Raw genomic sequence first — 23,749 nt, forward strand, 5'->3', positions numbered from 1 at the left:
GGAACTTCCGCTGTCGCGCCTGTTTTCGTGCGGCGCATGTTCGGGCATTGGCCGAACGGCTTCCGCTGCCTTTCGGCGCCCTCTCACACCACTTCCCCCGGCTACGGCTGCCCGCGCGGGGAAATGGGGAAAACCCTCAGCACGGCACGCGTCGAAATCCGTACGGACCGGTGTTCCCAAATCCTCGGGGGTATCAGGCGTGAGCAAAGGCCAGTTAGCGGTGGCACACTCGAACGAGCTGGTCTGGAGGTCTTCCGGACCGGCGCTGCGCGGCCAGGTGCTGGGATACCGGGGGTTCCTGTTCGGGGCCAGAGGCCCCGGCCGCTGGCTGGTCGCGCCGGACGGCGTCGTCAAGGTCGTCCTCGGCTTCAGCGGGCCGCTGCGGGTGGCCGACGCGGTCCGGCCCACCCGGCCGGTCACCGCGATCTCCCTGATCAGCGGCGTCCACGCGACCGCCACGGTGGGCGAGCGGACCGGCCCGGTGCACGGCGTCACGGTGCTGCTGACACCGCTCGCCGCCTACCGGCTGCTGGCCGTGCCGATGGACCGGCTGGCCTGCCGGAACCTCGACATGACCGAGCTGCTGGGGGAGCGATTACGCCGGGTCGTCGGCGCCCTCGCGGAGGCGCCGACCTGGGGCTCGCGGTTCGCCCTGCTCGACCAGCTCCTCACCGCCCGGCTGCTCGCCGGGCCGCGGTGCGCGCCCGAACTCGCCTGGGCCTGGCGGCAGTTGCACCGGACCGCGGGCCGGACATCGGTACGGCAGTTGGCCGCCGGTACGGGCTGGAGCCACCGCCAGTTGGAGCGCCGTTTCCTGGAACAGGTCGGCCTGCCGCCGAAGTCCCTCGCGCAGGTGCTGCGGCTCCAGGCGGCGCTGCGCTACAAAAAGCGCGGGATGACATGGGCGGAAGTGGCCGCGGCCGCCGGCTATCACGATCAGCCGCACTTCACCCGCAGCTTCAAGGCGATGATTGGCTGCACCCCCGGAAGATTTCCCGCGACCCGCGCCGAGACCGGCCGCAGCGGGCCGCTCGACTCCCTTCCCGACCAGTTCATGAGCGAACTGCTGCACGGCCGCACGACGGCCGTGTCGCGTTTGTGCAAGACCCCTTGAGTCGTTCACCGCGATGCTGTTCGCGACCCGCGCGGCGCGAATGCCGAAGCGGGCGCCGCCGCGTGAACTCCGCTCGGCCACGGCCCGTACCGGCCCGAATGCGACACCGCGGCGGGTATTCGTGAAATCCGCCGCGAGCGGCCCCTGGCCATTCCGGATGCCCGAACCCGGATGCCCAAATAATTCATACAGGAAGGCAGGAGACATATGTGCGGCATCGCAGGGTGGGTCGCCTTCGATCGCGACCTGCGCACCCAGCAGCCGACCGTGGACGCCATGACCGACCCCATGGCCTGCCGCGGCCCGGACGGCCGCGGCACCTACGTGGCGGAACATGTCGCGCTGGGCCACCGCAGGCTGGCCATCATCGACCTGCCCGGCGGCGCGCAGCCGATGAACGCGGACACCCCGCACGGCACCGTCTCCATGGTCTACTCCGGCGAGGTGTACAACTTCACCGAGCTGCGCGCCGAACTCGCCGCCCGCGGCCACGCGTTCACCACCCACTCCGACACCGAGGTCGTGCTGCGCGGCTATCTGGAGTGGGGCGACGCCGTCGCCGAGCGGCTGAACGGCATGTACGCCTTCGCGATCTGGGACGGCCGCGAACAGCGGCTCCTGATGGTCCGCGACCGCTCGGGCATCAAACCCTTCTACTACTACCCGACCCCCGACGGCGTGCTCTTCGGCTCCGAGCCCAAGGCGATCCTCGCCAACCCGCTCGCCGAGCGCACCGTCACCGTCGACGGCTTCCGCGAACTGTTCGCCTTCATCAAGACCCCCGGCCACGCCGTGTGGGAGGGCATGCGCGAGGTCGAGCCGGGCACCGTCGTCACCGTCGGCCGGGCCGGCCTGCGCACCACCCGCTACTGGACCCTGGAGACCAGGGAGCACACCGACGACCGGGACACCACGGTGGCCCGGGTGCGGGACCTGCTCGACGACATCGTGCGCCGTCAGATGGTCGCCGACGTGCCGAGCTGCACCCTGCTCTCCGGCGGCCTCGACTCCTCGGCGATGACCGCGATCGCCGCGGCGCAACTCGCCGGCCAGGGCGAGAAGGTGCGCAGCTTCGCCGTGGACTTCGTCGGACTCACCGAGAACTTCGTCCCCGACGCGCTGCGCGACGCCCCCGACACCCCCTTCGTGCACGACGTCGCCGCGAAGTCCGGCACCCTGCACCAGGACATCGTGCTCAGCTCCGCCGACATCGCCGACCCCGAGGTGCGCCGCAAGGTGATCGGCGCCCGCGACATCCCCTCCGGCCTCGGCGACCTCGACACCTCGCTGTACCTGCTGGCCAAGGCGATCCGCGGGCACGCGACCATGGCGCTGTCCGGCGAGTCGGCCGACGAGCTCTTCGGCGGCTACCGGCAGTTCTTCGACCCCGAGGCGCGCAAGGGCACGCCCTTCCCGTGGCTCGCGCGGCACCAGCAGTTCTTCGGGCAGGGACAGGAGGGCCAGAAGGGGCGAGAGGGGCAGGCGCGGGCGAGCCTGCTGAGCGACCAGTTGGAGGGGGCGCTCGACCTCGACGCCTATATCCAGGACTCGTACCGCTCCGCCGTCACCGGCATCCGGCGGCTCGACGGCGAGAGCGAACCGGAGTGGCGGATGCGCAAGATCAGCTATCTGCACCTGACCCGGTTCGTCCGCGTCTGGCTCGACCGGAAGGACCGCACCTCGATGGCGTCCGGCCTGGAAGTGCGCGTCCCGTTCTGCGACCACCGGCTCGTCGAGTACGTGTACAACACGCCGTGGGCGCTGAAGACCTTCGACGGCAAGGAGAAGTCGCTGCTGCGCGCGGCGGCGGCCGATGTGCTGCCCGAGTCCGTCGTGAAGCGGCGCAAGTCCCCCTACCCCTCCACCCAGGACCCCACCTACGCCGCCGCCCTGCGCGGCCAGTGCGCGGAGCTGCTGGCCGCGCCCGGCCACCCGGTGTTCGACCTCATCGACAAGGGGCGGCTGCGCGAGGCGGTGTCGGCGCGGACGCCGCAGATCGACCAGGCGTCCCGGCGCGACCTGGAACGCACGCTGGACCTCGCCGTATGGATCGACATGTACGCGCCCACCATCAAGCTGCCCTGACCGTACGGACAGCACGGAGCCCCTGGCCGACGGGACCCTCGCGAAGGGGACCGGCGGCCAGGGGCTCGCGGTCACGGCTCAGGCGGCGCGCGCCTTCGTCGCGTAGACGTCCACGTACTCCTGGCCGGAGAGGTCCATGACATCGCTCATGATCTCGTCCGTCACGGCCCGCAGCACATACCGGTCGCGGTCCATGCCCTCGTAGCGGGAGAAGTCCAGCGCCTCGCCGAAGCGGACCGTCACCGGGCTGATGTGCAGCCGGCCCTTGCCGCCCGGCTGCACCTTGTCGGTGCCGATCATCCCGAACGGGACCACCGGCGCGCCCGTCATCAGGGTGAGCCGGGCCACGCCCGTACGGCCGCGGTAGAGCCGGCCGTCGGGGGAGCGGGTGCCCTCCGGGTAGATGCCGAACGCCTTGCCCTCCTCCAGCACCCGGCGCCCCGTCATCAGCGCCGCGACGCCGCCGCGCCCGCCGTCACGGGCGACCGGGATCATCCCGGAGGCGGTGAAGAACCAGGCCATGAGGCGGCCCTTGAGCCCCTTGCCGGTGACGTACTCGTCCTTGCCGATGAAGTACACCGGGCGCTTCACGACCAGCGACATGAACAGCGAGTCGATGAAGGTGACGTGATTGCCCGCCAGGATCACCGGCCCGGACGCGGGGATGTTCCCCAGGCCCTCGACCCTCGGGCGGTACAGGACGCGCATGAGCAATCCAAGAGTCGCCTTGAGCATGATCCGGGACAACGGGTCCTCCGGTCGTGGTGGTCGGCTGCTGCGCACGCTGCGCACCTGGGCGCGCCTCCGGACGATACTCGGGCCGGCCCGCGCACCGCACACCGGGCTCATCGGTCGATACGCAGTGTTGATATGGGTTTCTCCGTCATTTCGCCCAGAGGGTCCCCTATGAAAGCGCCGGACGTCTACCATCGGCCGGACCCATGATCGGTGCGGTACATGACAGAAGCACCGGACAGAGCAGCACAGGACGGAAGAGGAGCGCTCATGGAGCACGAACGGGGAACCCAGGGCCAGCGGGGCCACCAGGGCGAGCGGGGCCAGGGCCCGGCGCGGCGCGCCCTCCTGGGGGCGGCGGCCCTCGGAGCGGGCGCCGCGGTGCTGGGCGGGGCGGGGAGCGCCGAGGCGGCGCCGCGCGGCGGCTCGCACGGCGGGCACGGCTCGTACCGCGGCCTGCCGACGCCCACGGTCGTCGGCCACCGCGGCGCCAGCGGCTACCGCCCCGAGCACACGCTCGGCTCCTACCAGTTCGCCCTCGACAACGGGGCGGACGTCATCGAGCAGGACGTCGTCCCCACCAAGGACGGCCACCTCGTGTGCCGCCACGAGAACGACATCACCGCCACCACCGATGTCTCCGCCCACCCCGAGTTCGCGCACCGAAAGACCACGAAGACCGTCGACGGGACCAAGCTGACCGGCTGGTTCACCGAGGACTTCACGCTCGCCGAACTGAAGACCCTGCGCGCCAAGGAGCGCATCCCGGGCACCCGCCAGCACAACACCCTCTACAACGGGCGCTGGGCGGTGCCGACCTTCGAGGAGGTCCTCGACTGGGCCGAGGAGCAGGGCCGCAAGCGCGGCCGGCGGATCTGGCTGCACATCGAGACCAAGCACCCCACGTACTTCCGCGGCATAGGACTCGGGCTGGAGGAACGTCTCGTCGGGCTGCTGCGCCGGTACGGGCGGGCCGGCCGCGACGGCCACACCTTCCTCCAGTCCTTCGAGCCCAGCAGCCTCCAACGGCTCGGCCGGCTCGGCGCGTCCGCCCCCAAGGTCCTCCTGCTGGACGCCGCCGACACCCGTCCCTGGGACTTCGTCGTGGCGAACGACCCGCGCACCGTCGCCGACCTGATCACCCCCAAGGGGCTCGACTGGGTCGCCTCCTTCGCGCAGGGCATCGGGCCGACGCTGCTGCTGATCATCCCGCGGGACAAGGACGGCAGGCTGACCGAGCCCACCACCCTGGTACGGGACGCGCACGCGGCCGGCCTCATCCTGCACCCGTACACGATGCGCAACGAGAACACCTTCCTGCCCGCCGACTTCCGCCGCGGCAGCGACCCGAACGCCTACGGCGACGCCTTCGGCGCGTTCCAGGTCTACTTCGCCACCGGCATCGACGGGATCTTCTCCGACAACTGCGACACCGCGGCCCTCGCCCGCGACGCCTTCCGCGCGCGGTGACGCGCCGGGCCCCGGCGACGGGGCGTCAAACGGCGGGCGCCGCCTGACCCGCACGGGTGGGGCGCGGCCGGATCGGCAACCGCGCGTCGCCGCGGCCACGTCCCGCCCGGCATGAACATCCTGAAGGAGTTGAGCCCGCTGCTCGCGGCCGAGGCCCGGGCCGAGGCGCACGCGGCGGGTATCGAGGCGGCCGACCTCGAACAGGGCGTCTGGCTGCGGCTGCTGGAGCGCACCCGCAGGACGGGGCCGCCGGCCGAGCCCGCCGCCTGGCTGCGCACGGCCGTACGGACCGAGGCGCGCGACGCCCGCCGCCGGGCCCGCCGCGAGGTGCCGTACGACCAGGCGGGCGGGCCCTCCCCGGGCGGCGCGTACGCGGGGCCGTACGCGGGCCCGTACACCGGGGCGGAATCCGAGGTCGAGAGCGAGGTGCTGGCCGCCGAGGAGCGGCGCGCGCTGCGGGCCGCCGTGCGCCGGCTGCCCGGCCGCTGTCCACGGCTGCTGGGCGCACTTCTGTCCAAAACTGACCCTACGTACCGGGAAATCGCAGGAGAGTTGGGTATCTCACAAGGATCTTTGGGGCCAGTCCGTTCCCGTTGCCTGGGATGCCTGCGCAGAATGCTCATGGCGGAGATTGCGGCTCCTGACCCCTGGGGAAGGGAGCGTTAGACAATCGGCGCCACGGAGACGACGTCCACCCTCGGCGTCGTTCCGGCCGAGCGGCACCGAAAAGGGAGGCATGCGCACATGGGCATGAGCGTGACCATCTCTGCGGCGACCGAGCACGACGTCGAGCAGATCCTCAAACTCCAGTACCTCTGCTACCAGGGAGAAGCCGCGCTGTACGGCGACTACTCCATCGAACCGCTCACCCAGTCGCTCGACGACGTGCGCGCCGAACTGGGCGCCGGATGCGTGCTCGTGGCCCGGCTCGGCGGGGAAGTCGTCGGCTCGGTGCGGGGCACGGTCGACGCGGACGGCACGGCGAGCATCGACAAGCTGATCGTCCACCCGCGCCTGCAGCGGCACGGCCTCGGCGGGCGGCTGCTCGCCGCGATCGAGGAGCGGCTGGCGCAGGAGCGGGCGGCCAAGCGGTTCCGGCTGCTGACCGGTCACCGCAACGAGGGCACGCTGCGCCTCTACCGCAAGTACGGCTACGCCCCCGTCTCCCGCGAGGAGGTCAGCCGGCACCTCACGGTGGTCACCCTGGAGAAGGCCGCCGACGCCGACTCGTACGTGGCCAGCGCCTGAGCGCACCGCAACGGTCCGGGGCGGCGGGACCGCCGCCCCGGCCGGACGGCCCGTCGGCGCCGCGCGCCCCGCCCTCAGCGCTTCGCCCGGCGGAGCCAGATCATCGCGGTCACCGGCAGGATGACCGGGATGAAGAGGTACCCCATGCCGTAGTCCGACCAGACCGTCGCGTCGGGGAAGGCGGACGGCGCCACCAGCGTCCAGGTGCCGACGACCAGCACCCCCGCCAGCTCGGCCGCGCAGCACACCAGCGCCGCCCGGCGGGCGCCCTCGCCGCCGCGCACCAGGGAGTACGTGATGAAGGCGTACACCGCGGCGGCGACGGCCGAGAGCACATAGGCGAGCGGCGCCCGCCCGAAGTCCATGATCATCTGGACGATGGAGCGGGACGCCGCCGCGACGGTGAACACGCCGTAGAGCCAGACCAGCAGCCGGCCCGGGCCCTGGCCGAGACTGAACCCGGGCTTCGTGCCGGTGCGGCCCGTCGGGTCCGTCGGGTCCGTCGGCTCCGTCCGGCCCCTCTCGCCGTCGGAGCGCGCGGCCGTCGTGGAGTCGGGCATCGTCAGCCTCCCCAGATGTCGTAGAGCCGCACTTCCAGTACGGCCAGGATGACGCCGCCCGCCGCGACCGTCACCGAGCCCCAGCGGGTCCGCTCCGACAGCGACATGAAGCCGGCCGCCGGTACGCACACGGCCGAGCCGATCAGATACGCCAGGAAGATCGGCAGCCCCTGGTCCGGCCGGTCGCCGCCCGCCAGCCGCACGACGCCGACGACCAGTTGGACGAGGGCGAGCAGCGACACCACGGCCATGCCGATGAAGTGCCAGTCCTTGGTGGGCTGGTCGCGGTAGGCGGCGAAGCCGCACCACGCGGCCAGCGCGAGCGCGCACCCGCCGACCGCGACGGTCAGGGCGGTGATCACCAGGGCCTCCGCGCGGTACGGGCGGAGGGAGCGGGCGTGACAGGCATGCGCCGACTCTAATCGGCGACCACCGCCGGGCTCCGCGCACCCCCGCCGGCGCCGCTCGCGGCCCGAGCGGAAATGTCCACAGGCTGGTCGCTAGCGTCCAAAATACGGACACGCTTGATCGGGCCGTCCGTACGTCTGTTTTACTTGACGGCATGACCACGACGAGCAGCCGCACCCTTGCGACCGAGGCGATCACGCCGCCCGGTGCTCGCCGCCTGTGTCGAATGTGTGACCGCTGAGGGCCCCTGTCCGAGCCTCGCGCCCCGAAGCGAGACCGTGAGCCATGACGCCGTGACCGTACGCGCGCTGCCCGTACCGGCCGGCCACGCCCCGCGTCACCGGAACCCCCGACCGCGCCCGCGCGCCCCGCCGGGTTCCCCGCCGCGTTCCGCAATGCATGCCCGTGCCCGGCGCGACCGCGCCGCGCACTCGACAGTGACGGAAACCCCTGTGATCACCACCACGGACCTGACCAAGGTCTACCGCTCGCGCGGCCGCGAGGTCACCGCCCTCGACGGCGTCGACCTGCACGTCCGCGAGGGCGAGGTCTACGGCGTCGTCGGCCGGAGCGGCGCCGGGAAGTCCACCCTCATCCGCTGCGTGAACCTCCTGGAGCGCCCCAGCTCCGGCACGGTCACCGTGGCCGGCCAGGACCTCACGGCCCTCGCCGGACGCGGCCAGCGCGCCAACGCCGCACTGCGCCAGGCCCGCAGCCGCATCGGCATGGTCTTCCAGCACTTCAACCTGCTCTCCTCCCGCACCGTGCGCGACAACATCGAGCTGCCGCTCGAAATCCTCGGCGTCTCCGGCAAGGAGCGCACCCGCAAGGCGCTGGAACTCCTCGACCTCGTCGGCCTCTCCGCGCAGGCCAAGGCGTACCCGGCGCAGCTCTCCGGCGGCCAGAAACAGCGCGTCGGCATCGCCCGCGCGCTCGCGGGCGACCCCAAGGTGCTGCTCTCCGACGAGGCGACCTCCGCCCTCGACCCCGAGACCACCCGCTCGATCCTCCAGTTGCTGCGCGACCTCAACCGGCAGCTCGGCCTGACCGTGCTGCTCATCACCCACGAAATGGACGTCGTGAAGACCATCTGCGACTCCGCGGCCCTGATGAAGGGCGGCCGCGTCGTCGAGTCCGGCACCGTCTCCGAACTGCTCGCCACCCCCGGCTCCGAGCTGGCCGCGGAGCTGTTCCCGGTCGGCGGCGAGCCGTCCGGCCCGGACCGTACCGTCGTCGACGTCACCTTCCACGGAGAGGCCGCCACCCAGCCCGTCATCTCCCAGCTCTCCCGTACGTACAACATCGACATCTCGATCCTCGGCGCCGCGATGGACACCGTCGCGGGCAAGCAGGTCGGCCGGATGCGCATCGAACTGCCCGGCCGCTTCGAGGAGAACGTCGTCCCCATCGGCTTCCTGCGCGAGCAGGGGCTCCAGGTGGAGGTCGCGGCCGTGGCCGACGCCGTGGACTCCGACGGCCTCCAGGAGGCCGCCGGACTCGCGAAGGACGGTGCCCAGTGAGCTGGTCCGAGATGCAGCCGCTGCTGTCCGACGCCTGTCTCGACACCCTCTTCATGGTGCTGTGGTCCACCGTGTGGACCGTCGTCGTCGGGCTGCCGCTCGGCGTCCTGCTGGTCCTCACCGGCCGCGGCGGCCTGCTGCAGAACGTGCTGGTGAACAAGGTCATCGGCGCCGTCGTGAACATCGGGCGCTCGATCCCGTTCATCATCCTGATGGTGGTGCTGATCCCCTTCACCCGCTTCGTGGTCGGCACCTCCATCGGCCCCAGCGCCGCGGTCGTCGCGCTCGCCGTCGGCGGCATCCCCTTCTTCGCCCGGCTCGTGGAGACCGCCGTCCGCGAGGTCGACCACGGCCTGATCGAGGCCGTGCAGTCGATGGGCGGCGGCACCTGGACGCTGGTCCTCAAGGTCCTGCTGCCGCAGGCGCTGCCCTCGATCGTCGCGGGGCTCACCACCACGGTCATCGCGCTCATCGGCTACTCCGCCATCGCCGGCGCGATCGGCGCGGGCGGCCTCGGCAACCTCGCCATCGTCTACGGCTACCAGCGCTTCGAGACCGGCCTGATGGTCGTCACCGTCATCGTGCTGATCGTCATCGTCACCCTCGTCCAGCTCATCGGCGACCTCGTCGCCCGCCGGCTGGCCCCGCGCGGCACCTCCCGCGCCCAGACGCCCGTACGGATCCGGCTGCCCTGGTCGGCCCGGACCGCCCAGGAGGCCACGATCGCCAAGCCCTGACCCGCGCGGGCGCCGCCGCTGGAGACGTATCTCCGGTGTCTCCCACCGCCGGTCACGCCGCCCCGCACCCCGTACCCACGAGCCCGGACCCTTCGCCGGGCGCACCATTTCGTGAGATGAGAAAGAGGCACTCTTCGTGCGCGACACCATCAAGATCTCCGCAGCCGTCGCCGTCGCCGCGGCGCTGACCGCCGGCCTCAGCGCGTGCAGCGCGCCCTCCGACACCGACTCCGGCGGCAAGAAGGGCGGCGCCGACGCCAAGCTCGTCGTGGCCGCCAGCCCCACCCCGCACGCCGTCATCCTCGACTACGTCAAGGACAAGCTGGCGAAGGACGCCGGGCTCAACCTGGAGGTCAAGGAGTTCAACGACTACAACCTCCCCAACACCTCCACCGAGAACGGCGACGTCGACGCCAACTTCTTCCAGCACAAGCCGTTCCTGGACGAGTTCAACAAGAAGAACAACACGCACATCGTGCCCGTCGTCAACGTCGAGATCGAGCCGCTGGGCCTCTACTCCAAGACGGCCAAGAAGCTCTCCGACCTCAAGGCCGGCGCCAAGATCGCCGTGCCCAACGACGCCACCAACGAGGGCCGCGCCCTCAAACTGCTCGCCGACCACAAGCTCATCGACCTCAAGGCCGGGGTCGGCGCCAACGCCAAGCTGTCCGACATCACCGACAAGAAGGGGCTCAGCTTCACCGAGCTGGAGGCCCCCCAGATCCCGACCCGCCTCAAGGACGTCGACGCGGCGGTGATCAACGGCAACTTCGCCATCGGCGCGCACCTCAAGCCCTCCGAGGACGCCCTCGCCCTGGAACAGGCCAAGGGCAACCCGTACGCCAACTTCCTCGCCGTGAAGAAGGGCGACGAGCACGACCCGCGCGTCGAGAAGCTCGCGAAGCTCCTCAACTCCGACGACGTCAAGAAGTTCATCGAGTCCAAGTACACCGACGGCTCCGTCCTGCCCGCCTTCGGCCCCGTCAAGAGCTGACACCGGCCCCCGCGGCCCCCGGCCGCCCGTCCGTACGGACCCGGGCCCCGCACACGCGAGCGGCGTGCGCGGGGCCCACGCGCTTGGCACCCCCGCGGGCCCATGCTGCATGCTTGTGCACTCAAGACGGTCCAGATCACCCCGGTCCCCGGCGTTGGAGCAGAGCATGACATCCACCTTTCCGGACATCTCCATCAGCACGGACCGGCTGGTGATGCGCCCATTCGAGGACGCCGACGTCCCCGCGCTCACCGAGATGATGAACGACGAACTCATCACCGCCTGGACCGCCGCGCCCCACCCCTACACCACCGCCGACGCCCGCGACTGGACCGCGCGGCGCGCCCCCGCCGAGCGCACCAGCGGGCGCGGAATCGTCTTTGCGGTCACCGAATTCCTCACCCAGCGGCTCGTCGGCACCGTCCAGTTGCGCAACACCGACTGGCGGATGCTCACCACCGAGATGTCCTACGCCACCGCCCCCTGGGCCCGCGGCGAGGGCTACGCCTGCGAATCGGTGCTCGCCGTCGCCCAATGGCTCTTCCGCGACCTGCGCTTCGAACGCGTCGAACTGCGCACCGCCGCCGACAACGCGGCCGGCCAGCAGGTCGCCCAGAAGATCGGCTGCATCAGCGAAGGCGTGCTCCGCAACGCCTGGATAGCCCGCACCCGCACCGAGGACGGCGGCTGGGCCCGCATCCGCACCGACCTCCTCGTGTGGAGCCTGCTCCCCGAAGACCTCGACGGCGCCCACGACGAGGCGGCCGAGGACTCCGGGTACGCCGCCGCCTACCCCGACTGGAGCTGACGGCGCCCCGGCGAGCGGCCCCCGGCCGAGCCCGGACGGCAACGGCCGCTGCCCGGTCTGGACCAGTCGCGATACGCTCACCGTGTTCGCGCCCCCGCCCGGACCCGCGCCCCCGCGGGTCCGTTTCGACCTGTCCGCCGACCGACCGCTGCCAGACCTGTCGATCCGCCCGACCCGCGACAAGCCCAGGAGACTGACGACGATGGCCGACCGGGTCACGGTGATCGGCTGGGACGGCTCCCCGCTCACGGACGCCGCCCGTTCCGCCATGGAAGCGGCCACCCTCGTGGCCGGCGCCGCCCACCACCTGGCACTGCCCGAAGTACCGCCCGCCGCCGAACGGATCAGGCTCGGCAGCCTGGACCTCGCCGCCCGGCGCATCGCCCAGCACCGCGGCACCGCCGTCGTCCTCGCCGACGGCGACCCCGGCTTCTTCGGCGTCGTACGCACCCTCCGCGCCCCCGAACACGGCCTGGAGGTCGAGGTGGTCCCGGCGGTCTCCGCCGTCGCCGCCGCCTTCGCCCGCGCCGGCATGCCCTGGGACGACGCCCAGGTCGTCGTCGCCCACAGCCGCGACCTGCGCCGCGCCGTCAACGTCTGCCGCGCCCACACCAAGGTCGCCGTCCTCACCTCGCCCGGCGCCGGCCCCGCCGAACTGGCCCTGCTGCTCGGCCCGGTGCACCGCACGTTCGTCATCTGCGAGGCCCTGGGCACCGAGCGCGAACAGGTCACCGTGCTGACCTCCGACAAGGTCGTCGACCACGCCTGGCGCGACCCCAACGTCGTCATCGTCATCGGCGGCTCGCGCACCGCCGCCGTACAGGGCAGCGGCTGGCTCGCCGGCCGCGACCCCGGCTACCCGCCGCCGGTACGGGGCTGGGCGCTGCCCGCCGGCGCGTACGGGACCGCACTCGGCGAGGGCGAGTCCACGGAGCTGCGCGCCGCGCAACTGGCCCGCCTCGGCCCGCGCGTGGGCGACCTCGTCTGGGACATCGGCTCCGGCAGCGGCGCGGCGGCCGTCGAGGCCGCCCGGTTCGGCGCGGCCGTCATCGCCGTGGACCGCGACGCCGACGCCTGCGGCCGCACCGCCGCCGTCGCCCGCCGCTTCGGCGTCCAGCTCGACATCGTCCACGGCACCGCCCCCCAGGTCCTCGAAGACCTCCCCGAACCCGACGTCATCCGCGTCGGCGGCGGCGGCGCGCGGGTCGTCGACGCGTGCGCCGCCCGCCGCCCCGAGCGGATCGTGACGCACGCCTCGACCCGCGACGAGGCCGAGGCCGTGGGCCGGGTCCTCGCGGCCGCCGGGTACGGCGTCGAGTGCGTACTGCTCCAGGCGATGGAGCTGGACCCCCGCGGCTGGACGGAGCGCGAGCGCGCCGTGGCCTTCCTCCTGAGCGGCCACCGCGCCCACCCGTGAAACCGCCCCCGTGCCTGCTCACGAGGGTGCCGCCGATCCCACCCATGCCCCCGCCGAGCACGGCAAAGGGTAGGCTGGCCGACTGTTGTACGGCCGCCCGGCATTCGACTTCCCGGTCGCCAATGTCCGGAAAGCACCACCGGCTTGGTGGCGCACGAGGCAGGGTGGTACGGGCGGCATACCGCGCGCAACGTGCCGCGAGGCACGGACGCTCGTTCTTGACGCAAGGGCGGGAGCGGTTCGAAGGAGCACTACCGATGGGCGAGGGGTACGCATGACCGACACCGGCCAGATCCCGGGCGAGGGACAGCCGGGGAACGCAGGCGCACAGCCCGGACAGCCGCACCCCGCGGACGCCGCGGCCCCTGCCCCCGCCGGCGCGCCCCGCGTCAGCCTCCCGGGCCGCCCGGCCCACGCCCCCTCCACGTACGCCTTCCTCGCCGGCCCGGACGCCGTCGAGGAAGGCGCCGGCGACCTGGACGGCAGCCTCGACGGCGGCATGGACGAGGACGACCTGCTGCTGATGCCGGGCGCGCAGGGCGCCTGGACGGAGAACCCCCCGGCCGGGCCCGCGCCCACGCCGCGCGGCAGCACGCACGAGACCGGCGGGCGCGACACCGCCTCAGTCGAGTACGGGGCCGTCCGCGACTCCCGGCCCACCGCCCCGCCCACTCCGCCGCGGCGCCCCCTGCACATGGGGCCGCCCGTCCCGGACACCTCCGGCGGGGTCGTACGCTCCCTCGCCGACCGCGGCCCCGCCGCCGGCCCGCGGAACGTCCCGCCCGTACGGCACCCCGGCCCCCCGACCGCGGGCCCCGAATACCTCGACGTGCCGCGCGACGGCGCCGACCACGGCCCGCGCCTAGGCGAGGTCCCGCCGCAGGCGGGCGCCTGGGACGCCCACCCGCAGACGCCGACGCAGCCCGCCCCGGCGGGCGCCTCCGTGCCCGCGCCGAGCCCCGCTCCTGGCGCTGCCGCGCCGGTGGCCGGGCCCGCGCCGGACGCGGCCACCGGCGCGCCCGAGGCCGGGACCGTGCCCAACGCCGACGGCTCCGCGCCGGTGAGCGAGGCTGCGTCGGATGCGGCTGCCGGCGCGCCGGTCGCTGGAACTGTGCCTGATGCTGCGGCTGCCGGCGCGGCCGACGCTGGGGCCGTGCCGGGGGCCGAGCCTGCTCCTGGTGCTGCCGCGCCGGATGGTGGGGCTGCGTCTGACGCTGGTGCCCTCGCGCCGGATGCGGCTGCTGCCGCGCCGGTGGCCGGGTCGGCGTCGGACGCCGTTGCCCCTGGTCCGGAGGCCGAGCCCGCTCCTGGCGCTGCCGCGCCGGACGCGGGGGCCACGTCTGACGCTGGTGTCCCTGTGCTGGATGCGGCTGCTGCCGCGCCGGCGTCGGACGCTGTTGCCCCTGGTCCGGAGGCCGGGTCCGTGCCCGATGCGGCTGCCTCTGCGCCGGTCGCCGAGCCCGCGCCGGGTGTCGTCGCGGCGGACGCTGAGTCCGTGCCGGGGGCCGAGCCTGCTCTTGGTGCTGCCGCGCCGGATGGTGGGGCTGCGTCTGACGCTGGTGCCCCTGCGCCGGATGTGGCTGCTGCCGCGCCGGCTTCGGACGCCGTTGCCCCTGGTTCGGTGGCCGGGTCCGTGCCCGATGCGGCTGCCTCCGCGCCGGTCGTCGAGCCCGCGCCGGGTGTCGGCGCGGCCGACGCTGAGGCCGTGCCGGGGGCCGAGCCCGCTTCTGGCGCTGCCGCGCCGGACGCCGGGGCCACGTCTGACGCCGACGCCTCCGCGTCGGATGCGGCCGCCTCCGTGCCGGGGGCCGAGCCTGCTCCTGGCGCTTCCGCGCCGGATGGTGGGGCCACGCCTGACGCCGATGCCCTCGCTCCGGACGCCGTTGCGGCCGAAGCTGGGTCCGCTCCTGGCGCTTCCGCGCCCAATGCCACCGCGCCCGTGCCTGACGCTGGGGCTGCCGAGCCCGTACCCGCTGAGGCGGTGGCGGGGACCGCCGAGCCGGAGTCGGCGGGGGAGGCGGAGCCTCGGCCCGAGGACGCCGGAGCGTCCGAAGAGGCCGCGTCGGCTGAGGCCGCCGGCCCCGCCACGGCGGGCGAGCCCGCGCCCGTTGCATCGGGCTCCGCGGAGGCGGAAGGCGCTGAGCAGGCCGATGCGCCGGAGGCTGCGGCGGCCCCCGGCGCGGAGGGTTCGGCCGCCGCCGAACCGCAGTCCGGGGCCGAGGCCGTCGCCTCTACGGCTGCTGCTGACCCCGCGTCCGGCGCTCCGGCGGGCGAGACCGCCGCTGCCGCCGCGCAGGCGCCTGCGGATTCGCCCGGCGCTGACGAGGCCGCCGCCCAGGCGGTTGCCGATTCGGACGATGCGGCCCCCTCCGAGACTGTGGCTGCTGCTGGGCACGCCGCCGGGGTTCCGGCGGGCGAGGCTGCCGGCGCCGACGCGGCCTCCGGGGAGGTTGCCTCCGAGTCGGGTGGCGAGGCCCAGCCCGGAGCCGTAGGCGCCGCTGAGCCCGCTTCCGGGGCAACTGCGGGTGAGGCCCCTGAGGCCGATGAGGCCGCCTCCGGCGCCCCGGCGGGCGACGCCGCCGCGCAGGCGCCTGCCGAGTCGGGCGGCGAGACGCAGCCCGAGGCTGTGGCCGCCGCTGTGTCCGCGTCCGGGGCCCCGGCCGGCGAGACTGCCGGTCCTGACGAGGCCACCGCCCAGGTGGCTGCCGACCCGAGCGGCGAGGCGCAGCCCGAAGCCGCCGGCGCTGACGTGGCCGCCGAGCCGGCCGGTGCGGCTGGGGCCGAGGCCGCCGTCGCCTCCGCGCAGACGTCTGCCGAGTCGAGCGGTGAAGCTCAGGCAGCGGCCCCCGCCGAGGAAGGCTCCGCGCTCCAGCCCGCGGCCCCCGCCGCCGAAGCGGCCGGCGACGAGGCCGACCAGCCGACTGACCAGCCGACCGACCAGCCCGGTGGCACGGCAGGCGTACCCGGGAGCACGGACGCCCCGCGGCCCGCGGGCGGCGAGGACGCGACCGTACCGTCGCTGTCCACGCCGTTCGCCGTCGGCAGCGACGGTGTCGCGCACCTTTCGGAAGAGGCCGAGGCCGGTGCGACCGGCCCCGAGGCGGCCGGAGCCGCGGAAGCCGGGGCCGAAGGAGTCGGCCCCGGCCCGGCGCCGGGCGACTCGATAGGCGCCGACGCGGCAGCCGAGTCGGCCGCACCGCAGGACGGCGCCGCCGCCGATCAGGTCGCGACCGACGGGGAGACGGAAGACGCCGCGGAGGCCGCCGAGGCCGTGGCCGCCGGTGAAGCCGCCGCCGGTTACGACGACGCCGAGCGCGCCGCCGTACACCGCGTGATGCGCGAGCGCCGCGACATCCGCAACGGCTTCCGTACCGACCCCGTCCCGCACGATGTGCTGCTGCGCGTCCTGGAGGCCGCGCACACCGCGCCGAGCGTCGGGCACTCGCAGCCCTGGGACTTCGTCGTCATCCGCTCCGCGGAGACCCGCCGCACGATGCACGACCTGGCCGCGCGGCAGCGCGAGGCGTACGCGAAGTCGCTGCCGAAGGCGCGGGCCAAGCAGTTCAAGGAGCTGAAGGTCGAGGCGATCCTCGACACCCCGGTCAACATCGTCGTCACCGCCGACCCGACCCGCGGCGGCCGGCACACCCTCGGCCGGCACACGCAGCCGCAGATGGCCCCGTACTCCTCCGCGCTCGCCGTCGAGAACCTGTGGCTCGCCGCCCGCGCCGAAGGGCTCGGCGTCGGCTGGGTCAGCTTCTTCGACGAGCGCGAGATGGTCCGCGAACTCGGCCTCCCCGAGCACCTGGAGGTCGTCGCCTACCTGTGCGTCGGCTACGTCGACGAGTTCCCGGCGGACCCGGAGCTGATGCAGGCGGGCTGGTCCAAGCGGCGCCCGCTGTCCTGGGTCGTGCACGAGGAGACGTACGGGCGGCGCGCGCTGCCCGGCGAGGAGCCGCACGACCTGCTCGCCGAGACCCTTCAGGGCATCCGGCCGCTGGACGCCAAGGCGCTCGGCGAGGCGTGGGAGCGGCAGAAGCGGATGACGAAGCCCGCCGGGGCGCTCGGCATGCTGGAGATCATCTCCGCGCAGCTCAGCGGGTTGTCCCGGCAGTGCCCGCCGCCGATCCCGGAGCCCGCGGCCGTCGCGGTCTTCGCCGGCGACCACGGCGTGCACGCCCAGGGCGTCACGGCCTGGCCGCAGGAGGTGACCACGCAGATGGTCGCCAACTTCCTCGGCGGCGGCGCCGTCTGCAACGCCTTCGCCAACCAGGTCGGCGCCGAGGTCTGCGTGGTCGACGTGGGCGTCGCCGGGGACCTGCCGAGCACGCCGGGGCTGCTGCCGCGCAAGGTACGGGCCGGGACCGCCGACTTCACGGCCGGGCCCGCCATGTCCCGCGAGGAGGCGCTGCGCGCCATCGAGGTCGGCATCGAGACCGCCCGCGACCTGGTCGCCGCCGGCAACAAGGCGCTGCTGACCGGCGAGATGGGCATCGCGAACACGACCGTGTCCGCCGCGCTCATCTCCGTCTACACCGGCACCGACCCGGCCGAGATCACCGGCCGCGGCACGGGCATCAACGACGAGATGCACGCCCGCAAGGTGGACGTCGTACGGCGCGCCCTCGACCTGCACAAGCCGGACCCGGCCGACCCGGTGGGCGTACTGGCCGCCGTCGGCGGGCTGGAGCACGCCGCGCTGGTCGGACTGGTGCTGGGCGGCGCCTCGCTGCGTACGCCGGTGATCCTGGACGGCGTGAGCGCCGGCGCCGCCGCCCTGGTGGCGCGGGCCATCGCGCCGGAGGCGCTGGCGGCCTGCATCGCGGGCCACCGCAGCGCCGAGCCCGGCCACGTGGCGGCGCTGACGAAGCTGGGGCTGCGACCGCTGGTCGACCTCGACCTGCGGCTCGGCGAGGGCACGGGGGCGCTGCTGGCGCTGCCCGTGGTGCAGAGCGCGGCGCGGGCCATGCACGAGGTGGCCACGTTCGACGCCGCCGGGGTGACCGAGAAGGCGTGAGCGGCGGCGGGCGCGAGCCCGCTCATCGCCGACCGTGAACGGCGCGCGGAGGCCCTCCCCGGTCTCCCGCGCCCGTACGGCAGCCGTGGGCCCCGGCGCCGCACCGTAAAGTGTTCGCCGGGGCCCGTCCCCCCGTTGACCTGCCGCTCCACCGCTGAAGCGGCGCCCCGTCGCCGTACCAAGGAGCCGCGAGCACCATGTCCGAACACGTCAAGGACGCCGGGCACGTCAAGGACACCGCGCACGCCGCGAGCGCTGCCTACCCCCTCGGACTGCGCCTCGCCGGGCGCCGCGTCGTCGTCCTCGGCGGCGGGCAGGTCGCCCAGCGGCGGCTGCCCGCCCTGATCGCGGCCGGCGCGGACATCCTGCTCGTATCGCCGTCGGCTACCCCCTCCGTGGAGGCCATGGCCGAGGCGGGCGAACTGCGCTGGGAACGGCGCGGCTACCGGGACGGCGACTTCGCCGCCGCCTGGTACGCGCTGATCAGCACCGACGACCCCGAGGTCAACGCCGCCGCGTCGGCGGAGGCCGAGGCGCGCCGGGTGTGGTGCGTACGCAGCGACGACGCGGAGGCCGCGTCGGCCTGGACACCGGCCACCGGGCGCAGCGAGGGCGTGACCGTCGCGGTCCTGACCGGCCGGGACCCGCGCCGGTCGGCCGCCGTCCGGGACGCGATCATCGAGGGGCTGCGGGACGGCACGCTGCCCGCGCCGCACCACCGCGCCCGTACGACCGGAGTCGCCCTCGTCGGCGGCGGGCCCGGCGACCCGGATCTGATCACGGTGCGCGGGCGGCGGCTGCTGGCCGAGGCCGACGTCGTCATCGCGGACCGGCTCGGCCCGCGTGATCTGCTCGACGAACTGCCGCCGCACGTCGAGGTCATCGACGCGGCGAAGATCCCGTACGGCCGTTTCATGGCCCAGGAGGCCATCAACGCCGCGCTCATCGAACACGCCAGGGCCGGCAAGGCCGTCGTCCGCCTCAAGGGCGGCGACCCCTTCGTCTTCGGCCGCGGCATGGAGGAGGCCGCGGCCCTGGCGGAGCAGGGGATACCGTGCACCGTGGTGCCGGGCATCTCCAGCTCCATCAGTGTGCCCGGCGCCGTCGGCATCCCGGTGACGCACCGGGGTGTGGCCCAGGAGTTCACCGTCGTCAGCGGCCATGTCGCGCCCGACGACGAGCGCTCCACGGTCGACTGGGCCGCGCTCGCCAAGCTGCGCGGCACCCTCGTGGTCCTCATGGGCGTCGAGAACAGCGGCGCCATCGCCGCGGCCCTCGTACGTGCCGGGCGGCCCGCGGACACCCCGGTCGCCGTCGTCCAGGAGGGCACGACCGCCGCCCAGCGCCGGGTGGACGCGACGCTGGGAACGCTGGGGGAGACGGTCACGGCCGAGGGGGTACGGCCGCCGGCCGTCATCGTCATCGGCGACGTGGTGGCCCTCGGCTCCGGTACCAGCCGGTAACCGTTCTCGTCCCGCACATTGGCACCGCAACCACGACAAGGCAGTATCACCCTGTGGCCGATCTCATCACCGTCGACGACCCCGACGACCCCCGCCTGCGCGACTACACCGGGCTCACGGACGTGGAGCTGCGCCGCCGGCGCGAACCCGCCGAGGGACTGTTCATCGCCGAGGGCGAGAAGGTCATCAGACGCGCCGGGCACGCCGGGTACGAGATGCGCTCGATGCTGCTGTCGGCCAAGTGGGTCGACGTCATGCGCGACGTCATCGACGAGGTGCCGGCCCCCGTCTACGCCGTCGCGCCGGAGCTCGCCGAGCGGGTGACCGGCTATCACGTGCACCGGGGCGCGCTCGCCTCCATGCAGCGCAAGCCGCTGCCGGCCGCGGCCGACCTGCTGGGCGCCGCGCGGCGGATCGTGATCATGGAGTCCGTGAACGACCACACCAACATCGGCGCCATCTTCCGCAGCGCCGCCGCCCTCGGCATGGACGCCGTGCTGCTCTCCCCGGACTGCGCCGACCCGCTCTACCGCCGGTCGGTGAAGGTGTCGATGGGCGCGGTCTTCTCCGTGCCGTACGCGCGGCTGGAGACCTGGCCCCGCGACCTGGAGACGGTACGCGACGCCGGGTTCAAGCTGCTGGCGCTCACCCCCGACGAGAAGGCCACGGCCATCGACGAGGCCGCCCCGCACCGCCTCGAACGCGCCGCCCTCATGCTGGGCGCCGAGGGCGACGGCCTCTCCGCGCGCGCCCTGATGGCCGCCGACGAATGGGTACGCATCCCCATGGCGCACGGCGTCGACTCCCTCAACGTCGGCGCCGCGGCAGCCGTCGCCTTCTACGCGGTAGCCACCGGACGCCCCCAGAACTGACCGGGTGGCCGCCGGCACTGCCCCGGGCGCCCCGGGTCCGGCCCGACGAACTGGCGAGACTGCCCCAAGGGCACGCCAGGGTCGGCCTGACGAACTGGCGAGACTGCACCCGGGGCCCCGGGAGTTGACCCGAGGAGCCGCCGGGAACTGTCCCTGCCGTCACCGGCCTCGGCCCGAAGAGGCGCGCGGTTCCTGCCCCATCGTCACTGGCACCGGCCCCGAAGGAGCACCCCCCGCTCCCGTCGACACCGGCCCGGCTCGAAGCGGCGCGCGGCACCCTGCCCCCCGCCGTCACCGCCCCCATCCCGTAGGGCTGTTCAGGCCCCCGCCGCCGGGGCGGCCGGGCCTGCCGGGCCCGCCCCGGCCGATTCCACCGGCGGACGGTGGAGTTCGCGCATGCTGTTGGCGGGGCCCTGGCAGCCCTGGGCCGCCGCGATGCCCAGCGCCACCAGCAGCGTGACGACCACGAAGACGATCAGGCGCTGGCGCAGCAGCCGGCGGTCCGGTCCGGGGGAGCGTCGTCCCGTGCCGGTCGTACGGGCCGGGGGGCGCGCACCGCTCCGGCCCGCCGGTCCGCGCCCGGCGCCCGTGGTGCGGCCGCTGCCCGTACGCGCCCCGTTCGCGCGCCCCCCGCCGTTCGTCGTGCGCCCGCCGCCCGTACGCGGCGCCGACGCCCGGGGGCTCTCCGCGGCGCGCGGCTGCTGCGGGCGCGGCGCCGGGGTGCCGCCCGGCCGCCGCTCGGTGTGCTGCTGCGCGTACTCCTCGGCGCGGCGGCCCGTGGGGCGCTCCGGCTCCCGGCGAGGGGCCGGCGGCCGGTTCTCCGCGACGCCGTGCGCCTCCCGCGCCGCGATCTCCTTGAGCCGCAGCGACAACTGGAGGGTGCTGGGCCGCTCCTCGGGGTCCTTCGCCAGGCACGCGTGGAGCAGCGGCGCCAGCGCGTCCGGTACGCCCATGAGTTGCGGTTCCTCGTGCACGACGCGGTAGAGCATGACCTCCGAACTGCCCTGGCCGAACGGGGAGTCGGCCGTGGAGGCGTACGCGAGCGTCGCGCCCAGCGCGAAGACGTCCGTGGCCGGCGTCACCGCCGCGCCCCGCACCTGCTCGGGTGCGAGGAAGCCGGGCGAGCCCACGGCCGTGCCGACGTGCGTCAGCGTGCTGGCGCCGGTGGCCCAGGCGATGCCGAAGTCGATGATCCGCGGGCCCTTGGGGGAGAGCAGGATGTTCGACGGCTTGAGGTCGCGGTGGACGACACCCGCGTCGTGCACGGCCAGCAGGCCCTCGGACAACGCCGCGCCGACGGCGGCGACCTGAGCCGCCGACAGCGGCCCCTCCTCGTTCACCTTGTCGTGCAGGGAGGGCCCGGGCACGTACTGCGTGGCGAACCACGGCCGGTCCGCTTCGAGATCGGCGGCCACCAGCCGCGCCGTGCAGCCGCCGCGAATCCGCCGCGCCGCCGACACCTCGCGGGCGAACCGGGACCGGAACTCCTGATCCTCCGCCAGGTCCGGCCGGATCACCTTGAGCGCCACCCGCTGCCCGCGCCGGTCGGAACCGAGGTAGACCACGCCCATCCCGCCCGCGCCGAGCCGCCGGTGCAGCCGGAACGAGCCGACGACACGCGGGTCCTCGCGCCGGAGCCGCATCATCGCCATGTCCGTCCCCTACCTCCGGTGGGGAGGCCCCACTCCGCTGCCCATCCGTCTTGACGAGGCACAGCTTACGGATTGACGGCCCGGCGTGCTGATAGGCCGCGCATGCGTCGTCAACCGGATTGTCAGTGCCGGGTGGGACCCTTGAAGGGTGGACGCGGACCGCCGGGTCCTGGTTCCGAATCCGGGCCCCGGGTCGCAAAGGCAGTGCACAGAAGGGGGATTGGGCCGGTGAAGGGTGACCGCGTGGAGATAGTGGTGGACGCCGGGGACACGACACGGACGTACGACGTGGTGGCGAGCAGGGCGGGGCGCAGGGTCGAGACGGCGGTGCGCCGCGGAGTGGTGGAAGTGAGTGAAGTCACCCGCAGCGGCTCGGTGGTGCGGACCGCGCGCTTCATGGCCACCCGGGTGCTGGCCCTGGTCGAGCACCCGGTGCCGAGGGTCGACGACGCCGAGCGACCCCTCCGGGAAGACCCCAAGGCGTGAGGGGCGCTCTCCACCCAGGGGAGTAGCCGGAGCGAGCCGCCGTCATCCTCCGGGAGTGCCGCCAATCGATACGAGGGCATGACGCCGGGGGTGCGGCGCGCGCCTAATGTTGAGGTCAAGCGGCGGGCGTAGCACTCGTCCCCCGAGGTCGGACGCCCGCCGCTGCGGCAACGAACAGGAATCGACGGGATACGGCGGGAGCGGGGAACGATGGCGGACAGTGCGGGACGCGCGATGATCCGGGGCCGCGGGCGCCGGGCCGTCGACGCCTTCGGCGCCCTGGGCGCCCTCGGCCTCCGGCAGTCCGGCCGCACCCGCCACCCGCTGATCGCGGCGGCGATGGTGCTGCCGCTGGCGGTGCTCCTGGCCGTGGCCTTCGGCGGCTGGGACGCCGTCGTCATCCAAGCGTCGTCCGTGGCCGGAACGCTGGGGCGCTGAGCGCCCCGCGGCCCGGGAGAGCGGCCCGGGCCGGGGAATTCCGGCCTAACCCCGTGGGGACGGGGGTGCGGCGGACGGCACGAGTGGCCGGGTACCTGGGGAGGTACCCGGCCATCGCGCGTTCCGGTGCGCTCTCGCCGGAGCGGATACGGACCGGCGGGGCGTACGGGCAAACGTCAGCGGCCGGGCCCTTTACCGGGGCCCGGCCGCTGTGCTGTGTGGACGATACTGGGATTGAACCAGTGACCTCTTCCGTGTCAGGGAAGCGCTCTCCCGCTGAGCTAATCGTCCTCGGTGTCGCGGGTGCTGCTCTGTCGCGTGCGCGATACTGGGATTGAACCAGTGACCTCTTCCGTGTCAGGGAAGCGCTCTCCCGCTGAGCTAATCGCGCGGGGGGACCTTCGCGGGTCCCGGTGGACGATACTGGGATTGAACCAGTGACCTCTTCCGTGTCAGGGAAGCGCTCTCCCGCTGAGCTAATCGTCCTTGGAGGTGGAGACGGGATTTGAACCCGTGTAGACGGCTTTGCAGGCCGTTGCCTCGCCTCTCGGCCACTCCACCCGGAGTGCGGGGTTCGGGAAGATCCCCACTTCGAGCGGACGACGAGACTCGAACTCGCGACATCCACCTTGGCAAGGTGGTGCTCTACCAACTGAGCTACGTCCGCAGGTGTCGTTGTGCCCGGTGCGCTTGCGCGTCCCGGCGACGTGTTGAACTCTAGCGGA

19 protein-coding genes and 5 tRNA genes are annotated in these 23,749 nt (G+C 73.7%); 15 read left to right on the plus strand and 9 right to left on the minus strand.

All coding sequences use genetic code 11. The features are described from left to right. Positions 1 to 220 precede the first annotated feature (220 nt). A complete protein-coding gene (locus tag IF55_RS00855; protein ID WP_048831386.1) occupies positions 221 to 1,114 on the plus strand; it encodes a helix-turn-helix domain-containing protein in 894 nt (297 codons plus the stop codon). Between the two features lie 207 nt (positions 1,115 to 1,321). Further along, on the plus strand, positions 1,322 to 3,199 hold the full coding sequence (gene asnB, locus IF55_RS00860) for an asparagine synthase (glutamine-hydrolyzing) (protein ID WP_030879512.1): 1,878 nt from the start codon (positions 1,322 to 1,324) through the stop codon (positions 3,197 to 3,199). Positions 3,200 to 3,277: 78 nt separating this feature from the next. Here the strand turns inward: asnB and IF55_RS00865 are convergent, their stop codons facing one another. Further along, positions 3,278 to 3,946 (minus strand): lysophospholipid acyltransferase family protein, encoded by a 669-nt coding sequence (locus tag IF55_RS00865; RefSeq protein WP_037963755.1) that lies wholly within the window; start codon positions 3,944 to 3,946, stop codon positions 3,278 to 3,280. Positions 3,947 to 4,204: 258 nt separating this feature from the next. On the opposite strand from IF55_RS00865, the gene IF55_RS00870 reads away from it, so the two are divergent. From IF55_RS00870 to IF55_RS00880, 3 genes are all read left to right on the plus strand, one after another. Beyond that, positions 4,205 to 5,404 carry a glycerophosphodiester phosphodiesterase gene (locus tag IF55_RS00870; protein ID WP_030879517.1) on the plus strand — a complete coding sequence of 400 codons (1,200 nt, stop codon included), beginning with the start codon at positions 4,205 to 4,207 and terminating at the stop codon, positions 5,402 to 5,404. Positions 5,405 to 5,515: 111 nt separating this feature from the next. Next, positions 5,516 to 6,070, plus strand: a complete 555-nt coding sequence (locus tag IF55_RS00875; protein ID WP_030879518.1) for a sigma-70 family RNA polymerase sigma factor — start codon at positions 5,516 to 5,518, stop codon at positions 6,068 to 6,070. 3 nt (positions 6,071 to 6,073) lie between these two features. Then, a complete protein-coding gene (locus tag IF55_RS00880; RefSeq protein ID WP_281180909.1) occupies positions 6,074 to 6,652 on the plus strand; it encodes a GNAT family N-acetyltransferase in 579 nt (192 codons plus the stop codon). Positions 6,653 to 6,726: 74 nt separating this feature from the next. Here IF55_RS00880 and IF55_RS00885 read toward each other — a convergent pair whose 3' ends face one another. Continuing rightward, complete coding sequence (locus IF55_RS00885) at positions 6,727 to 7,212, minus strand: hypothetical protein (protein WP_030879521.1); 486 nt, start codon at positions 7,210 to 7,212, stop codon at positions 6,727 to 6,729. 2 nt (positions 7,213 to 7,214) lie between these two features. Next, positions 7,215 to 7,574: a hypothetical protein gene (locus tag IF55_RS00890; protein ID WP_030879524.1), complete on the minus strand. Its 360-nt coding sequence runs from the start codon at positions 7,572 to 7,574 to the stop codon at positions 7,215 to 7,217. 441 nt (positions 7,575 to 8,015) lie between these two features. On the opposite strand from IF55_RS00890, the gene IF55_RS00895 reads away from it, so the two are divergent. From IF55_RS00895 to IF55_RS00930, 8 genes are all read left to right on the plus strand, one after another. Further along, positions 8,016 to 9,140, plus strand: coding sequence for a methionine ABC transporter ATP-binding protein (locus IF55_RS00895; protein ID WP_078643326.1), 1,125 nt, complete (start codon positions 8,016 to 8,018; stop codon positions 9,138 to 9,140). Then, complete coding sequence (locus tag IF55_RS00900) at positions 9,137 to 9,877, plus strand: methionine ABC transporter permease (RefSeq protein WP_030879530.1); 741 nt, start codon at positions 9,137 to 9,139, stop codon at positions 9,875 to 9,877. The genes IF55_RS00895 and IF55_RS00900 overlap by 4 nt, the downstream gene beginning before the upstream one ends. A gap of 136 nt (positions 9,878 to 10,013) precedes the next feature. Continuing rightward, positions 10,014 to 10,871 (plus strand): MetQ/NlpA family ABC transporter substrate-binding protein, encoded by an 858-nt coding sequence (locus tag IF55_RS00905; protein ID WP_030879532.1) that lies wholly within the window; start codon positions 10,014 to 10,016, stop codon positions 10,869 to 10,871. 166 nt (positions 10,872 to 11,037) lie between these two features. Continuing rightward, on the plus strand, positions 11,038 to 11,679 hold the full coding sequence (locus tag IF55_RS00910; protein WP_030879536.1) for a GNAT family N-acetyltransferase: 642 nt from the start codon (positions 11,038 to 11,040) through the stop codon (positions 11,677 to 11,679). A gap of 202 nt (positions 11,680 to 11,881) precedes the next feature. Beyond that, the gene (gene cbiE, locus IF55_RS00915) at positions 11,882 to 13,096 is read left to right on the plus strand and encodes a precorrin-6y C5,15-methyltransferase (decarboxylating) subunit CbiE (RefSeq protein WP_030879537.1); all 1,215 of its coding nucleotides are present in this window, start codon (positions 11,882 to 11,884) and stop codon (positions 13,094 to 13,096) included. 2,626 nt (positions 13,097 to 15,722) lie between these two features. Then, positions 15,723 to 18,113, plus strand: coding sequence for a nicotinate-nucleotide--dimethylbenzimidazole phosphoribosyltransferase (gene cobT / locus IF55_RS41395; RefSeq protein ID WP_425428509.1), 2,391 nt, complete (start codon positions 15,723 to 15,725; stop codon positions 18,111 to 18,113). A gap of 197 nt (positions 18,114 to 18,310) precedes the next feature. Further along, positions 18,311 to 19,576: a uroporphyrinogen-III C-methyltransferase gene (gene cobA / locus IF55_RS00925; protein ID WP_030879543.1), complete on the plus strand. Its 1,266-nt coding sequence runs from the start codon at positions 18,311 to 18,313 to the stop codon at positions 19,574 to 19,576. Positions 19,577 to 19,629: 53 nt separating this feature from the next. Beyond that, the gene (locus tag IF55_RS00930; RefSeq protein ID WP_030879545.1) at positions 19,630 to 20,448 is read left to right on the plus strand and encodes a TrmH family RNA methyltransferase; all 819 of its coding nucleotides are present in this window, start codon (positions 19,630 to 19,632) and stop codon (positions 20,446 to 20,448) included. Between the two features lie 317 nt (positions 20,449 to 20,765). On the opposite strand, the gene IF55_RS00935 is transcribed toward IF55_RS00930, so the two are convergent. Next, entirely contained in the window at positions 20,766 to 22,100 is a 1,335-nt protein-coding gene (locus IF55_RS00935) for a serine/threonine-protein kinase (protein WP_030879547.1), read from the minus strand. 228 nt (positions 22,101 to 22,328) lie between these two features. Between IF55_RS00935 and IF55_RS00940 the strand changes: the two genes are divergently transcribed. Together IF55_RS00940 and IF55_RS00945 are read left to right on the plus strand one after the other, a co-directional pair. Next, positions 22,329 to 22,586 (plus strand): hypothetical protein, encoded by a 258-nt coding sequence (locus IF55_RS00940; protein WP_030879550.1) that lies wholly within the window; start codon positions 22,329 to 22,331, stop codon positions 22,584 to 22,586. Between the two features lie 210 nt (positions 22,587 to 22,796). Further along, the gene (locus tag IF55_RS00945) at positions 22,797 to 23,024 is read left to right on the plus strand and encodes a hypothetical protein (RefSeq protein ID WP_030879552.1); all 228 of its coding nucleotides are present in this window, start codon (positions 22,797 to 22,799) and stop codon (positions 23,022 to 23,024) included. A 219-nt stretch (positions 23,025 to 23,243) separates the two neighbouring features. On the opposite strand, the gene IF55_RS00950 is transcribed toward IF55_RS00945, so the two are convergent. The 5 genes from IF55_RS00950 to IF55_RS00970 form a co-directional block, all read right to left on the minus strand. Then, positions 23,244 to 23,315: transfer RNA gene (locus IF55_RS00950), tRNA-Val, on the minus strand. A gap of 28 nt (positions 23,316 to 23,343) precedes the next feature. Further along, a tRNA-Val gene (locus IF55_RS00955) sits at positions 23,344 to 23,415 on the minus strand. A gap of 23 nt (positions 23,416 to 23,438) precedes the next feature. After that, a tRNA-Val gene (locus tag IF55_RS00960) sits at positions 23,439 to 23,510 on the minus strand. Between the two features lies 1 nt (position 23,511). Continuing rightward, positions 23,512 to 23,585 (minus strand) — tRNA-Cys (locus IF55_RS00965). Positions 23,586 to 23,618: 33 nt separating this feature from the next. Then, positions 23,619 to 23,691, minus strand: a tRNA-Gly gene (locus tag IF55_RS00970). Positions 23,692 to 23,749 lie beyond the last annotated feature (58 nt).

Source organism: Streptomyces varsoviensis (assembly GCF_000718635.1).
Classification (GTDB): Bacteria; Actinomycetota; Actinomycetes; order Streptomycetales; family Streptomycetaceae; genus Streptomyces; species Streptomyces varsoviensis.